At 53.4% G+C, this 14,981-nt stretch carries 12 protein-coding genes; 8 read left to right on the top strand and 4 right to left on the bottom strand.

From position 1 onward, the window contains the following. Nucleotides 1-80 precede the first annotated feature (80 nt). Together pta and ackA are read right to left on the bottom strand one after the other, a co-directional pair. Nucleotides 81-2,222, bottom strand: a complete 2,142-nt coding sequence (gene pta / locus CSE01S_RS16280) for a phosphate acetyltransferase (RefSeq protein WP_042290703.1) — start codon at nt 2,220-2,222, stop codon at nt 81-83. Nucleotides 2,223-2,300: 78 nt separating this feature from the next. Continuing rightward, nucleotides 2,301-3,503, bottom strand: a complete 1,203-nt coding sequence (ackA, locus tag CSE01S_RS16275; RefSeq protein ID WP_042290701.1) for an acetate kinase — start codon at nt 3,501-3,503, stop codon at nt 2,301-2,303. Between the two features lie 339 nt (nt 3,504-3,842). Here ackA and yfbV point away from each other — a divergent pair, with 339 nt between their 5' ends. The 4 genes from yfbV (at nt 3,843) to CSE01S_RS16255 (ending at nt 7,464) form a co-directional block, all read left to right on the top strand. Next, nucleotides 3,843-4,298, top strand: a complete 456-nt coding sequence (gene yfbV / locus CSE01S_RS16270) for a terminus macrodomain insulation protein YfbV (RefSeq protein ID WP_042290699.1) — start codon at nt 3,843-3,845, stop codon at nt 4,296-4,298. Between the two features lie 92 nt (nt 4,299-4,390). Further along, on the top strand, nt 4,391-4,885 hold the full coding sequence (locus CSE01S_RS16265) for a YfbU family protein (protein ID WP_042290698.1): 495 nt from the start codon (nt 4,391-4,393) through the stop codon (nt 4,883-4,885). Between the two features lie 10 nt (nt 4,886-4,895). Then, nucleotides 4,896-5,555: a sugar phosphatase gene (locus CSE01S_RS16260; RefSeq protein WP_042290696.1), complete on the top strand. Its 660-nt coding sequence runs from the start codon at nt 4,896-4,898 to the stop codon at nt 5,553-5,555. A gap of 76 nt (nt 5,556-5,631) precedes the next feature. After that, entirely contained in the window at nt 5,632-7,464 is a 1,833-nt protein-coding gene (locus CSE01S_RS16255) for an SLC13 family permease (protein ID WP_042290694.1), read from the top strand. 53 nt (nt 7,465-7,517) lie between these two features. Here CSE01S_RS16255 and yfbR read toward each other — a convergent pair whose 3' ends face one another. Then, entirely contained in the window at nt 7,518-8,117 is a 600-nt protein-coding gene (yfbR, locus tag CSE01S_RS16250; RefSeq protein WP_042290691.1) for a 5'-deoxynucleotidase, read from the bottom strand. Nucleotides 8,118-8,218: 101 nt separating this feature from the next. After that, a complete protein-coding gene (gene alaA / locus CSE01S_RS16245) occupies nt 8,219-9,436 on the bottom strand; it encodes an alanine transaminase AlaA (RefSeq protein WP_042290688.1) in 1,218 nt (405 codons plus the stop codon). Nucleotides 9,437-10,362: 926 nt separating this feature from the next. On the opposite strand from alaA, the gene lrhA reads away from it, so the two are divergent. The 4 genes from lrhA to nuoC all read left to right on the top strand — a co-directional run bounded on the left by lrhA (nt 10,363) and on the right by nuoC (nt 14,979). Continuing rightward, a complete protein-coding gene (gene lrhA / locus CSE01S_RS16240; protein ID WP_042290686.1) occupies nt 10,363-11,301 on the top strand; it encodes a transcriptional regulator LrhA in 939 nt (312 codons plus the stop codon). 627 nt (nt 11,302-11,928) lie between these two features. Next, nucleotides 11,929-12,372 carry an NADH-quinone oxidoreductase subunit NuoA gene (gene nuoA, locus CSE01S_RS16235; protein WP_042290683.1) on the top strand — a complete coding sequence of 148 codons (444 nt, stop codon included), beginning with the start codon at nt 11,929-11,931 and terminating at the stop codon, nt 12,370-12,372. Nucleotides 12,373-12,387: 15 nt separating this feature from the next. Continuing rightward, a complete protein-coding gene (nuoB, locus tag CSE01S_RS16230; protein WP_003028075.1) occupies nt 12,388-13,050 on the top strand; it encodes an NADH-quinone oxidoreductase subunit NuoB in 663 nt (220 codons plus the stop codon). A gap of 126 nt (nt 13,051-13,176) precedes the next feature. Next, nucleotides 13,177-14,979, top strand: coding sequence for an NADH-quinone oxidoreductase subunit C/D (nuoC, locus tag CSE01S_RS16225; RefSeq protein WP_082636826.1), 1,803 nt, complete (start codon nt 13,177-13,179; stop codon nt 14,977-14,979). Nucleotides 14,980-14,981: the final 2 nt, after the last annotated feature.

Raw genomic sequence — 14,981 nt, 5'->3', positions numbered from 1 at the left:
GGCAAAAAAAATCCGGATGCTTGCACATCCGGACGGTATAAGCCCCCTTACTCGCTTAAGAGGCGAGAGGGGGAAAATGATTAGCCCTGCTGGGAAGACTGAATCGCGGTCAGTGCGATAGTGTAGACGATATCGTCTACCAGCGCGCCACGAGACAGGTCGTTCACCGGCTTGCGCATACCCTGCAGCATCGGCCCGATGGAGATCAGGTCGGCTGAACGCTGTACCGCTTTGTAGGTGGTGTTACCCGTGTTCAGATCCGGGAAGATAAACACGGTAGCGCGACCGGCAACCGGGGAGTTCGGCGCTTTGGATTTCGCCACGTCAGCCATTACCGCCGCGTCGTACTGCAGCGGACCGTCGATCATCAGGTCAGGACGTTTTTCCTGCGCAATGCGGGTCGCTTCACGGACTTTCTCTACGTCGCTACCTGCACCAGAGGTACCGGTAGAGTAGGAGAGCATCGCCACGCGCGGTTCGATACCGAAAGCAATTGCCGATTCAGCGGACTGAATGGCGATCTCAGCCAGTTGCTCAGCGGTCGGATCCGGGTTGATCGCGCAGTCGCCGTAAACATATACCTGTTCCGGCAGCAGCATAAAGAACACGGAAGAAACCAGGGAGCTACCCGGTGCGGTTTTGATCAGCTGCAGAGGCGGACGGATAGTGTTCGCGGTGGTGTGAACCGCACCGGACACCAGACCGTCAACTTCATCCTGCTCCAGCATCAGCGTACCGAGCACCACGTTGTCTTCCAGCTGTTCGCGGGCAACGGTTTCGGTCATGCCTTTGCTCTTACGCAGTTCGACCAGACGAGCGACATAGCTTTCGCGAACCACTTCCGGGTCAACGATTTCAATGCCGGCACCCAGCTCAACGCCCTGAGAAGCGGCAACGCGGTTGATTTCATCCGGGTTACCTAACAGTACGCAGGTTGCGATACCGCGTTCAGCGCAGATCGCCGCCGCTTTCACGGTACGCGGCTCGTCGCCTTCCGGCAGGACCACACGCTTACCGGCTTTACGCGCCAGTTCGGTCAGCTGATAGCGGAACGCCGGCGGAGACAGACGGCGGCTACGCTCGGAAGTCGCGGTCAGAGAGTCAATCCAGTCAGCGTTGATGTAGTTAGCCACGTATTCCTGAACTTTCTCGATGCGCTCGTGATCGTCAACCGGCACTTCCAGGTTGAAGCTCTGCAGGCTTAGGGAGGTCTGCCAGGTGTTGGTGTTCACCATGAATACCGGCAGGCCGGTCGCAAAAGCGCGCTCGCACAGTTTAGAAATGCGCGCGTCCATTTCGTAGCCGCCGGTCAGCAGCAGGGCGCCGATTTCCACGCCGTTCATCGCGGCCAGGCAGGCGGCAACCAGCACGTCAGGACGGTCTGCGGATGTGACCAGCAGAGAACCGGCGCGGAAGTGCTCCAGCATGTGCGGAATGCTGCGCGCGCAGAAGGTCACAGATTTCACGCGACGGGTGTTGATATCGCCTTCGTTGACGATTGTCGCGTTCAGGTGACGCGCCATGTCGATCGCACGGGTGGCGATCAGATCAAAGCTCCACGGCACCGCGCCCAGAACCGGCAGCGGGCTGGATTCTTGCAGTTTAGCCGGATCAACTTTGATCACCTGCGCTTTTGACGAGTCGTCAAAAATCTCGGACAGGTCCGGACGGGTACGGCCCTGTTCATCCACCGGCGCGTTCAGTTTATTAACGATAACGCCTGTGATGTTGGTGTTTTTAGCGCCGCCGAAGCTGCTGCGCGTCAGTTCGATACGCTCGTTCAGCTGTTCCGGGGTGTCGGTACCCTGAGACATGACGAAAACGATTTCCGCGTTCAGCGTTTTTGCGATTTCGTAGTTCAGAGACTGCGCGAACTGGTGTTTACGGGTCGGAACCAGACCTTCAACCAGCACAACTTCCGCGTCTTTGGTGTTCGCGTGGTAGTTCGCGATGATCTCTTCCATCAGCACATCTTTCTGATTGCTGGAAAGCAGAGATTCAACGTGGCTCATCTTCAACGGTTCAGCCGCTGGCAGATTGGAGTTCGCGCGAACGATAGTTGTGGTCTGGTCTGGCGCATCGCCGCCAGCACGCGGCTGAGCGATGGGCTTAAAGACGCTCAGACGAACGCCTTTGCGTTCCATAGCACGGATGACGCCGAGGCTGACGCTGGTCAGGCCGACGCTGGTTCCGGTAGGGATCAGCATAATAATTCGGGACACGATTTATCCTCTTTCGTTACCGCCGACATCGGCGGGTGACAAAACAGCACCGCCAGCATGGTGGCTGGCGGTGTGGTATCAGGCAGTCAGACGGCTCGCGTCTTGCGCGATAACCAGTTCTTCGTTGGTTGGGATCACCACTGCAGGACGGGTGCCTTCTTTGTTGATGAAGCCAGATTTACCGAAGCGTGCGGCCAGGTTACGTTCGTGATCGACTTCAAAGCCCAGCACGCCCAGTTTGCCCAGAGACAGTTCGCGAACCATCGCGGCGTTTTCACCAATGCCCCCGGTGAACACGACAGCGTCCAGACGACCTTCCATCAGCGCAGTGTAGGAGCCGATGTATTTCGCCAGGCGGTGGCAGTAAACGTCCATCGCGCGCTTAGCGTCTTCTTTGGTCGCGTAGTTGTCTTCGACATAACGGCAATCGCTGGTCACTTCGGTCAGACCCAGCAGGCCGGACTCTTTGGTCAGCATCTTGTTGATCTGGTCAACGCTCATGCCCAGGGTGTCGTGCAGGTGGAAGATAATCGCCGGATCGATATCGCCGGAACGGGTACCCATCACCAGACCTTCCAGCGGAGTCAGACCCATAGAGGTATCAACGCACTTGCCGTTACGGATAGCGGAAACGGAACCGCCGTTGCCCAGGTGGCAGGTGATGATGTTCAGTTCTTCAACCGGCTTGTTCAGCATTTTTGCCGCTTCCTGAGTCACGAAGAAGTGACTGGTGCCGTGTGCGCCATAACGACGAACGCCGTGTTCTTTGTACAGGCTGTACGGCAGGGCATACAGGTAAGATTCTTCCGGCATCGTTTGGTGGAACGCGGTGTCAAACACGGCGACGTTCTTGTCTTTCAGCTGCGGGAAGGATTTCAGTGCTTCGGCGATACCGATCAGGTGGGCCGGGTTATGCAGCGGTGCAAAAGAGGCGGAATCTTTGATACCCTGAATCACGGAGTCATCAATAACGACGGAGCTGGTGTACTTCTCGCCGCCGTGTACGATACGGTGACCGATTGCAGTCAACTGCGCAGACAGTTCTGGTTTTTGTGCCAGAATAGTATTAACGATAAAGTTCAGCGCTTCACTGTGAGCGGCGCCTGCGCCTAAAGCCGCTTCTTGTTTACTGCCGTCCATTTTCCATTTGATACGGGCTTCTGGAAGATGGAAACATTCGGCTAAACCAGAAAGGTATTCTTCACCATTAACTGCATCGATGATTGCAAATTTCAGTGAGGAGCTACCGCAGTTCAGAACCAGTACTAACTTACTCGACATGGAAGTACCTATTATTGATACGTGGCTAAAAAAACGTCAGGGAGCCATAGAGCGTAGCGCAGTGTGACGCTGACATTTATGATTAACATCATGCGCAGTTGTCTTTTTTGGCATGATGGAAGAAATACCTATGAGTCTATGCCATTTTGCGTATTTTTCAGCCAATGGCATACTATATGTCAATTTGACGACTCAATACTTTTGGACTACAGGCCAATGACAGGCCGCTACAGGATACCTGATAGTGGGTAGCAATGACAAAATGTTTTGAACGTTGTCCCTCATAGTTGTTGTTTTGCACAATTTTTTGAATTTTTATATGTGAAGTTGAGGTAAGCCATGTCGACGCCGGATCACCGCTCCGTAAATTTTTTCAGCCTTTTTCGCCGGGGGCAGCACTACTCGAAGACGTGGCCGATGGAAAAGCGCCTTGCGCCCGTCTTTGTGGAGAATCGCGTTATTCGGATGACCCGCTACGCCATCCGCTTTATGCCGCCGATTGCCGTTTTTACCCTGTGCTGGCAAATCGCCCTCGGCGGTCAATTGGGACCGGCCGTCGCCACCGCGCTGTTCGCGCTCAGTTTACCCATGCAGGGGCTGTGGTGGCTGGGTAAACGTTCGGTTACGCCGCTACCGCCTACAATTTTGAACTGGTTTTACGAAGTCAGGGGCAAATTACAGGAAGCCGGACAGGCGCTGGCCCCGGTTGAAGGCAAGCCGGACTACCAGGCGCTGGCTGACACGCTTAAGCGCGCCTTCAAACAACTGGATAAAACTTTCCTTGATGATTTGTAATTGACCCCGGATTACGCATATAAAAGAAGGCATATTGATGCCTTCTTTTTTTTCACTTTTTTCACCGCAGTAGAGTGATACAGGAGTCCCAAATGGAAATGACCAACGCTCAACGTCTTATTTTGTCTAACCAGTACAAAATGATGACCATGCTCGACCCGACCAACGCCGAGCGTTATCGTCGCCTGCAAACCATTATTGAACGCGGCTATGGCCTGCAAATGCGCGAACTGGATCGCGAGTTTGGCGAGCTTAAAGAAGAGACCTGCCGCACGGTGATCGACATCATGGAGATGTACCACGCGCTGCATGTTTCCTGGGCTAACCTGAAAGATGCGCAAAGCATCGACGAACGTCGCGTGACCTTCCTCGGCTTCGACGCCGCCACAGAGGCGCGTTACCTCGGCTATGTTCGTTTTATGGTCAATGTCGAAGGACGCTATACCCATTTTGACGCCGGCACGCACGGCTTCAACGCGCAAACCCCCATGTGGGAGAAGTACCAGCGCATGCTGAGCGCATGGCACGCCTGCCCGCGTCAATACCACCTGAGCGCCAACGAAATTAACCAAATTATCAACGCCTGAGGAGGTACACGTGCAGTGTAAAGGCTTTCTGTTTGATCTGGATGGAACGCTGGTCGATTCACTCCCCGCCGTCGAGCGAGCATGGTGTAACTGGGCCGATCGTTTTGGCCTGGCGCACGATGAGGTACTCGGTTTTATTCATGGCAAGCAGGCGATTACCTCGCTGCGTCATTTTATGGCAGGTAAGCCTGAAGCGGAAATCGCCGCTGAGTTTACGCGTCTTGAGCAAATTGAAGCCACGGAAACGGCCGGCATCACTGCGCTGCCGGGGGCGATTGCCTTGCTCAACCATCTGAATAAATCCGGGATCCCGTGGGCGATTGTCACCTCTGGCTCTATGCCCGTTGCCCGCGCCCGCCATCAGGTGGCAGGGCTCCCCGCACCGGAGGTTTTTGTGACCGCCGAGCGTGTCAAACGCGGCAAGCCGGAACCGGACGCCTATCTGCTGGGCGCGCAGCTGTTGGGCCTGGCGCCCCATGAATGTGCGGTGGTGGAAGACGCGCCTGCGGGCGTGTTATCGGGCTTAGCGGCTGGCTGCCATGTTATCGCCGTTAATGCTCCGGCAGACACCCCACGTCTGGCGGACGTCGATTTTGCGCTGACCAGCCTCGAGCAGCTTTCGGTGACGAAACAGCCGAAGGGGAATGTGGTTGTACTCAGCAATACCTGATCATGATTTCGCCCCGGCTTGTCGGGGCTTTTTTATGGCAGAATCATGCCATCTTCTCATCTGACAAGGATAGGTTGTGAACGGTGAATTGATTTGGGTTCTTTCATTACTGGCTATTGCCGTAGTGTTATTTGCGACGGGCAGAGTGCGTATGGACGCGGTTGCTTTGCTGGTCATCGTGGCGTTTGTTCTGAGTGGAACGCTGACCCTCAGCGAAGCCTTTTCTGGCTTTAGCGATCCGAACGTGGTGTTGATTGCCGCGCTGTTTATTATCGGCGACGGGCTGGTGCGTACCGGCGTCGCCACTGTTATGGGCACCTGGCTGGTTAAAATGGCTGGCAGCAGCGAAATCAAAATGCTGGTGCTATTGATGCTGACCGTGGCCGGGCTGGGCGCCTTTATGAGTTCCACCGGAGTGGTTGCCATTTTTATCCCGGTGGTGTTAAGCGTCTCCATGCGTATGCAAACCTCGCCGTCGCGCCTGATGATGCCGCTCAGTTTTGCCGGGCTTATCAGCGGCATGATGACGCTGGTGGCGACGCCGCCAAACCTGGTGGTGAACAGCGAACTCCTGCGTGAAGGGTTTAGCGGATTCAGTTTTTTCAGCGTCACCCCCATCGGGCTGGTGGTCCTGGTACTGGGTATTTTCTATATGCTGCTGATGCGCTTCATGCTGAAAGGCGATCCACAGGCGCAGCAGCGTGATGGCTGGAAACGCCGCACCTTCCGCGATCTGATCAAAGAGTACCGTCTGACCGGGCGAGCGCGCCGGCTGGCGATCCGCCCCGGGTCGCCGATGATTGGTCAGCGCCTTGACGATCTCAAACTGCGCGAACGCTACGGCGCTAACGTGATTGGCGTCGAGCGTTGGCGGCGTTTTCGCCGGGTGATCGTCAACGTCAATGGGGTATCTGAATTTCGTGCGCGTGACGTGTTGTTAATTGATATGTCCGCCGCCGATGTCGATCTGCGGGAGTTCTGTAGTGAACAACTTCTGGAGCCGATGGTGCTGCGCGGCGAATATTTCTCCGATCAGGCGCTGGACGTTGGCATGGCGGAGATCTCGCTGATTCCAGAATCGGAGCTAATCGGCAAGTCGGTACGAGAGATCGGCTTTCGTACTCGCTATGGGCTGAACGTGGTTGGCCTGAAGCGTGACGGCGTGGCAATCGAAGGATCGTTGGTCGACGAACCGCTGCTGATGGGCGACATTATTCTGGTGGTCGGTAACTGGAAACTGATCGGGATGCTGGCAAAGCAGGGACGAGACTTTGTGGCGCTGAACCTGCCGGAAGAGGTGAGCGAAGCATCGCCCGCGCACAGCCAGGCGCCGCACGCCATTTTCTGTCTGGTGCTGATGGTCGCACTGATGCTGACCGATGAAATCCCGAACCCCATCGCGGCGATTATCGCCTGTCTGCTGATGGGCAAATTTCGCTGTATTGACGCCGAAAGCGCCTATAAAGCGATTCACTGGCCAAGCATTATCCTGATTGTCGGCATGATGCCTTTCGCGCTGGCGCTGCAAAAAACCGGCGGTGTCGATCTGGTGGTGAAAGGACTGATGGACGTGGGCGGCGGCTACGGGCCGTATATGATGTTGGGCTGCTTGTTTGTGCTGTGCGCCACCATTGGCCTGTTTATCTCGAATACGGCAACTGCGGTGCTGATGGCGCCTATCGCGCTGGCAGCGGCGAAATCAATGGGCGTATCACCCTATCCGTTTGCGATGGTGGTGGCGATGGCGGCATCCGCGGCATTTATGACGCCGGTCTCTTCGCCGGTCAACACGCTGGTGTTAGGACCGGGGAACTATAGCTTCAGCGATTTCGTGAAGCTTGGCGTACCGTTTACCGTTATCGTTATGGCGGTGTGCGTGGTGATGATCCCCATGCTGTTCCCGTTTTAACCGCAAGCCCGTCATGCCGGATGGCGCGGTTATTGTCCGCCATCCGGCAAACCTTACAACGGTGAATCCTGACTGATCTCATCCAGCGACAAATGGAAACTCGGCACGAAGACCGCCATAAAATAATCCATTTCCGGGCTGCGACGGGACGCAAGCGTTTTTTCCAGCCGCGTTTTCGCCAGCAGAAACTCATTATTTCCCGCCGACAGTTCTTCCAGACATTTCAGGTAGGCGCAAAGGGCGTCGGCCTGCTTAACTATCGATTTTTCTTCATCGCTGTAAGCGTGTTCGTCAATCAGCGGCGCGAAGATATCCCGCAATTCGTCGGGCACCATATCCACCAGTTTCTGCTGGGCAATTTTTTCAATGGCTTTATATTCCTGCGCAATCTGCGAGTTGAAATATTTAACCGGCGTCGGCAGATCGCCGGTGAGTACCTCTGACGCATCATGGTACATCGCCAGCAGCGCAATACGTTCGGCATTCACCTGACCGGCAAATTTGCGATTTTTGATCGCCGCCAGCGCATGCGCCACCATCGCGACCTGTAGACTGTGCTCAGAGACGTTTTCCGTACGCACATTGCGCATCAAAGGCCAGCGGTTAATAAGTTTGAGGCGGGAGAGGTGGGCAAAAAAATGACTCTGCTTCATAGCGACCTTTTCGAGTTAACAACCTGAACGTCATTGTGTGCAGAGAAAGGGGGCGGATGCAAATACTCTTCAACGAGGCATTGCATCCGGCCCGGGGCAGATTACAGCTGGTGATAACCTGACAGGAAGCGGGCAAATTTATTTAGCGACATTTCGATGTCATCGATGCGCGGCAGGGTGACAATACGCACGTGATCCGGCCACGGCCAGTTAAATGCGGTCCCCTGCACCAGCAGCACTTTTTCCTGCAGCAGGAAATCGAGCACCATTTTTTGGTCGTCATGAATATTGAAACGTTTTGCGTCGATTTTCGGGAACATATACAGCGCGCCGCGCGGCTTCACGCAGGAGACGCCTGGGATGTCGTTGATCAGTTCCCATGCGCGGTTGCGCTGCTCATAAAGACGACCACCGGGCATGATAAATTCGCTGATGCTCTGATAACCGCCCAGCGCGGTTTGAATGGCGTGCTGGGCCGGAACGTTGGCGCAAAGACGCATCGAGGCCAGCATTTCCAGTCCTTCAATGTACCCTTTAGCGTGCTTTTTCGGCCCGTTGAGCACCATCCAGCCCTGACGGAAACCGGCAACGCGGTAGGTTTTGGACAGGCCGTTAAAGGTGACAGTCAGCAGATCCGGCGCCATGGCGGCAATGGAGTGATGCTCTGCATCGTCATAGAGAATTTTGTCGTAGATCTCATCGGCAAAAATGATCAGGTTGTTCTGGCGGGCGATCTCGACGATCTCCATCAACAACGCTTTGGAATAGACAGCGCCGGTGGGGTTGTTTGGGTTAATGATGACGATGCCTCGGGTGCGCGGGGTGATTTTCGCGCGGATGTCGTCAAGATCCGGGAACCAGTCAGAAGATTCATCACAAAGATAATGCACGGCGTTACCGCCGGAGAGCGCGACCGCCGCCGTCCACAGCGGATAATCCGGCGCGGGCACCAGCATTTCATCCCCGCTATTCAGCAGCGCCTGCATCGCCTGAACAATCAATTCAGAGACGCCGTTACCGATGTAGATATCTTCAACAGTAACGTCACGCATCCCGCGCGCCTGATAATGCTGCATGATGGCTTTACGCGCGGAGTAAAGGCCTTTCGAGTCGGAATAGCCCTGTGCGGTAGGCAAATTGCGGATCACGTCGACCAGTATTTCATCGGGCGCGTCAAAACCAAAAGGGGCGGGGTTACCAATGTTCAGTTTAAGAACCTTATTGCCTTCTTCTTCAAGACGTTTCGCTTCTTTCAGAACCGGACCGCGGATGTCGTAACAGACATTATCTAATTTGCTGGATTTTTCTATGGGGGACATGAATCTTGACCTTTAAGCTGTTATCGCCACTCCCTGCCGTGGAAGTCAGCTTGAAACAATGTACTCCCCCAGCGGTGCGTTTTGAAGGCTTTGCAGAAGAAGATTTTGCAAAATTGTGAAGTGAGAATCTGCTGTTAATGACTGTGATTGTCTACTTTTGTGGTTTTATATTCTGAATTTTTATTTGAAAATGGTTTTGTAACCTAAATTGTTGGTGTTAATGGGGCTGATTCTGTTGTTTGAAAAATAACGCGACGGCGTGAAGAGGAAAAACGTTGCGTCTCTGTTATTTGCATAATTCGTAAATAGTGAACGATTAATCCTGAAGCGTGTTTATGGCCAGCGGGTGATACCGTTAGCTGTAAAACTAATGTTAAGCAAGGTTTATGATTGCCTCCAATTCATATTAATTATTATTTAATATTTAAAAAGGCTTTACGTAACGCGTTATTATTAATGAGGTAGTTTGCCGAACCTAACAAATCTTTGCATCAGATTATTCGCATTAAGGCTTATAAATAAAGTGGTTTTAGGTTAAGATACAAGGGACGAATGACGTGCGGTCCGCATTATTTGCTAATATTCAGGACGGATAAATGTGGCTAACTTACTGCCATATATGCTTATTTCTCGTTGATGTATGCTCGGCTCTTTTCTTGTTCTTACCATTTTGGCATCAGCTCGGGTAGAAATCCGCGTTCACTTAATAGGTGAGGCCGTTCTTGATGAAATATCCTGAGAAATTGCGTCAGGTATTATTACTGAAGAAAGGGAGTAGCATTTCACCCGTCACATGATATACATATTTACTTTCACCCTGTTACATCGGGATATCCTGCTAAGGAAGCGCATTACAAACGGAATTGCTTGTTTTTGTATGCACAGCATTAACGAGCTCAAAATGAGCCGCCAGTAAGTGAAAAATTATGATAAACGCAAATCGTCCGATAATTAACCTCGACCTCGATCTGCTGAGAACATTTGTTGCTGTTGCCGATCTGAACACTTTTGCAGCAGCAGCAGCTGCGGTGTGTCGTACGCAGTCGGCGGTGAGCCAGCAGATGCAGCGTCTTGAGCAACTCGTAGGGAAAGAACTTTTCGCTCGTCACGGTCGTAACAAACTGTTGACGGAACACGGCATTCAGCTTCTGGGCTATGCCCGGAAAATCTTACGTTTCAACGATGAGGCGTGCTCATCTTTGATGTTCAGCAATCTTCAGGGGGTATTAACAATCGGCGCCTCTGATGAATCTGCCGACACCATTCTGCCTTTTCTTCTGAATCGCATTAGTTCGGTTTATCCGAAATTAGCGCTGGATGTCAGGGTGAAGCGTAATGCCTATGTCGTCGACATGCTGCAATCGCAGGAAGTCGATCTGATCGTGACCACCAATCGTCCCACTTCTGTGGACTTTCTGACGTTACGCACTTCACCTACCCACTGGTATTGCGCGGCGGAATATGTGTTGCAAAAAGGCGAACCGGTACCGCTGGTGCTACTGGACGATCCCAGCCCTTTTCGCGACGTGGTGCTAAAGACCCTGAACGCCGCGAACATTCCCTGGCGTCTGGCTTATGTGGCCTCTACGCTGCCGGCGGTTCGCGCGGCGGTGAAGGCCGGTCTTGGCGTAACGGCGCGTCCGGTTGAAATGATGAGCCCGGATCTGCGTGTACTTGGCGCCGTGGACGGTTTACCGCCGCTGCCCGACACCGAGTATCTGCTCTGTCGCGATCCGGCCAGTCAGAATGAGCTGGCGCAGGTTATCTTTCAGGCGATGGATTCCTGGCAAAATCCCTGGCAATACAGTTCGATTACCCCGGAAGGGGGAGATGACTCGGTGCTGGTCGAAGGGGATTTCGAGTAACGCTTTGCGTTCATCGGTTAAAAATTGTGTTTGTAAAAAAGAGCCACTGATGATGAAAAAACATCCAGTGGTTCTTTTTTTGTACTAATATCGTTAACGGGCAGGAGAAAAAGGGCAAAATTCCTCAAAAATCAGCGAGTAGAAATCACGCTTAACCATTGCGCAAAAAACACGCTAAAACCGAACCGCTGTTTTTGCATGTTAAAAAAAGCGAGAAATTGTTGCTGTTTTTTATGGTGAATTAACAAAAGCGTGTCACAGATCAAGAAAATACTCCCTTTTAGGGGAAGGCATTTGCCCTAATTCCTGTCAAAATAGGCGCGCTTTTTTCCTTTACCTCACTACGGACACGATTCAACAACCGCGATTTTAGGCAGTGAGTCGATCGACACGGCGCTAAAACGCATTAAATGTTAAGGTTGTTGTTGTCATGTAAATTAATGTGAGGAAACTTTTGTTAAAGTTGACAAAAGGTTATAGAAAGGAGTAAAAAACCCCATCAATTGGCTGTGTAAAACGATTTTCTACAGTGATTGTAAGGTTTTTTTTATTCCTCCCCATGAATCGATGTGGCGTTCATCTGCCGATAAGAGCAGAGAATTTGGCGCTACTTTTGATGAGTAAGCAATGAGTATGTCAACATCCACTGAAGTCATCGCTCATCACTGGGCATTCGCTATCTTTCTTATTATTGCCATTGGCCTGTGCTGCCTGATGCTCATCGGCGGTTGGTTTTTAGGCGGTCGCGCACGCGCGAGGTCAAAAAACACCCCGTTTGAATCAGGTATCGACTCGGTCGGCACCGCCCGCTTACGCCTGTCCGCCAAGTTTTATCTGGTGGCCATGTTCTTCGTTATCTTCGACGTTGAAGCGCTGTATCTGTTCGCATGGTCAACTTCTATTCGCGAAAGCGGCTGGGTTGGCTTTGTGGAAGCTGCAATTTTTATTTTTGTGTTACTGGCAGGTCTGGTTTATCTGGTGCGTATTGGCGCGCTGGACTGGACGCCCGCGCGTTCACGCCGCGAGCGTATGAACCCGGAAACGAACAGTATCGCTAATCGTCAACGCTAACCGCGAGGCATTAAGATGGATTATACGCTCACCCGCATAGATCCTAACGGTGAGAATGACCGTTACCCCCTGCAAAAACAGGAGATCGTAACCGACCCCCTGGAGCAAGAAGTCAACAAAAACGTGTTCATGGGCAAACTGCATGACATGGTTAACTGGGGGCGTAAAAACTCTATTTGGCCGTACAACTTCGGCCTTTCCTGCTGCTACGTTGAAATGGTGACCTCGTTTACCGCCGTGCATGACGTGGCGCGTTTTGGCGCGGAAGTATTGCGTGCGTCGCCGCGTCAGGCTGACCTGATGGTAGTGGCAGGCACCTGCTTTACCAAAATGGCGCCGGTGATTCAGCGCCTTTATGACCAGATGCTGGAGCCGAAATGGGTGATCTCCATGGGCGCATGCGCTAACTCCGGCGGTATGTACGATATTTATTCGGTTGTGCAGGGGGTCGACAAATTTATCCCTGTGGATGTTTACATCCCGGGTTGCCCGCCTCGTCCGGAAGCGTACATGCAGGCGTTAATGCTGTTACAGGATTCGATCGGCAAAGAGCGCCGTCCGCTCTCCTGGGTGGTGGGCGATCAGGGCGTTTATCGCGCCAACATGCAGTCAGAGCGCGAGCGTAAGCGCGGCGAACGCATTGCAGTAACCAATCTGCGTACACCAGACGAGATTTAATTTGCGCCTGTCGGCAGCAGCGTATGACTTCGCTAATTATTAGATAGACACAAAATCGTTCAGGTCTGAAAGATGAGTGGATAAATCGCGCGAAGCTCTGTCGACAGTCACCACGGACCATTTGCAATGGTGAACAATATGACCGACTTAACCGCGCAAGACGCCGTATGGCAGACCCGGGACCACCTTGATGACCCGGTCATTGGCGAACTGCGCAACCGTTTTGGGCCGGATGCCTTTACCGTTCAGGCGACTCGCACCGGGGTACCCGTTGTTTGGATCAAGCGTGAACAATTACTGGAAGTGGGCGATTTCTTAAAGAAACTGCCGAAACCTTACGTCATGCTGTTTGACTTACACGGCATGGACGAACGTCTGCGCACGCACCGCGAAGGGTTACCCGCCGCGGATTTTTCCGTTTTCTACCACCTGATTTCCATTGAACGCAACCGCGACATCATGCTCAAGGTGGCCTTGTCTGAAAACGACCTGCACGTGCCGACATTTACCAAAGTGTTCCCGAACGCGAACTGGTACGAGCGTGAAACCTGGGACATGTTTGGTATTGAGTTTGACGGTCACCCACACCTGACACGTCTGCTGATGCCGCCGACCTGGCAAGGGCACCCGCTGCGTAAAGATTACCCGGCGCGCGCCACCGAATTCGATCCGTTTGAGCTGACCAAAGCGAAACAGGATCTGGAGATGGAAGCGCTGACCTTCAAACCGGAAGACTGGGGCATGCAGCGTGGTACCGAAAACGAGGACTTCATGTTCCTCAACCTCGGTCCAAACCACCCGTCTTCTCACGGTGCTTTCCGTATCGTTCTGCAACTCGACGGTGAAGAGATTGTCGACTGCGTGCCGGACATCGGCTACCACCACCGTGGCGCTGAAAAAATGGGCGAACGCCAGTCCTGGCACAGCTACATTCCGTATACCGACCGTATCGAATACCTCGGCGGCTGCGTCAACGAAATGCCTTACGTGCTGGCGGTAGAAAAACTGGCGGGCATCACCGTGCCGGATCGCGTCAATGTGATCCGTGTGATGCTCTCAGAGCTGTTCCGCATTAACAGCCATCTGCTGTATATCTCGACGTTTATTCAGGACGTCGGCGCAATGACGCCGGTCTTCTTTGCCTTTACCGATCGTCAGAAAATCTATGACGTGGTTGAAGCGATCACCGGTTACCGCATGCATCCGGCGTGGTTCCGCATCGGCGGCGTTGCGCACGATCTGCCGCGCGGGTGGGAAAAACTGCTGCGTGAATTCCTTGACTGGATGCCGAAGCGCCTGGCCTCGTACGAAAAAGCCGCGCTGCGTAACACCATTCTGAAAGGCCGTTCCCAGGGCGTTGCCGCCTATGGGGCGAAAGAGGCGCTGGACTGGGGCTGTACGGGCGCTGCCCTGCGCGCCACCGGTATCGATTTCGATGTGCGTAAAGCGCGTCCGTACTCTGGCTATGAAAACTTCGACTTTGAAGTGCCGGTGGGCGGCGGGGTCTCCGACTGCTATACCCGCGTAATGCTGAAAGTGGAAGAGTTGCGCCAGAGCCTGCGTATCCTTGAGCAGTGTCTCAATAACATGCCGGAAGGCCCGTTCAAAGCGGATCATCCGCTGACAACGCCGCCGCCGAAAGAGCGCACGCTGCAGCATATCGAAACCCTGATCACCCACTTCCTGCAGGTGTCCTGGGGGCCGGTCATGCCAGCGAATGAATCTTTCCAGATGATCGAAGCGACCAAAGGTATTAACAGTTATTACCTGACCAGCGATGGCAGCACCATGAGCTATCGTACCCGTATCCGTACCCCGAGCTATGCGCACCTGCAGCAGATCCCGGTGGCGGTACGCGGCAGCCTGGTGTCCGACCTGATCGTCCATCTGGGTAGTATCGATTTTGTTATGTCAGATGTGGACCGCTAATT

The sequence above is a fragment of the Citrobacter sedlakii NBRC 105722 genome, from assembly GCF_000759835.1.
Taxonomy (GTDB): domain Bacteria; phylum Pseudomonadota; class Gammaproteobacteria; order Enterobacterales; family Enterobacteriaceae; genus Citrobacter_A; species Citrobacter_A sedlakii.
This window is presented reverse-complemented; position numbering and strand designations above follow the sequence as displayed.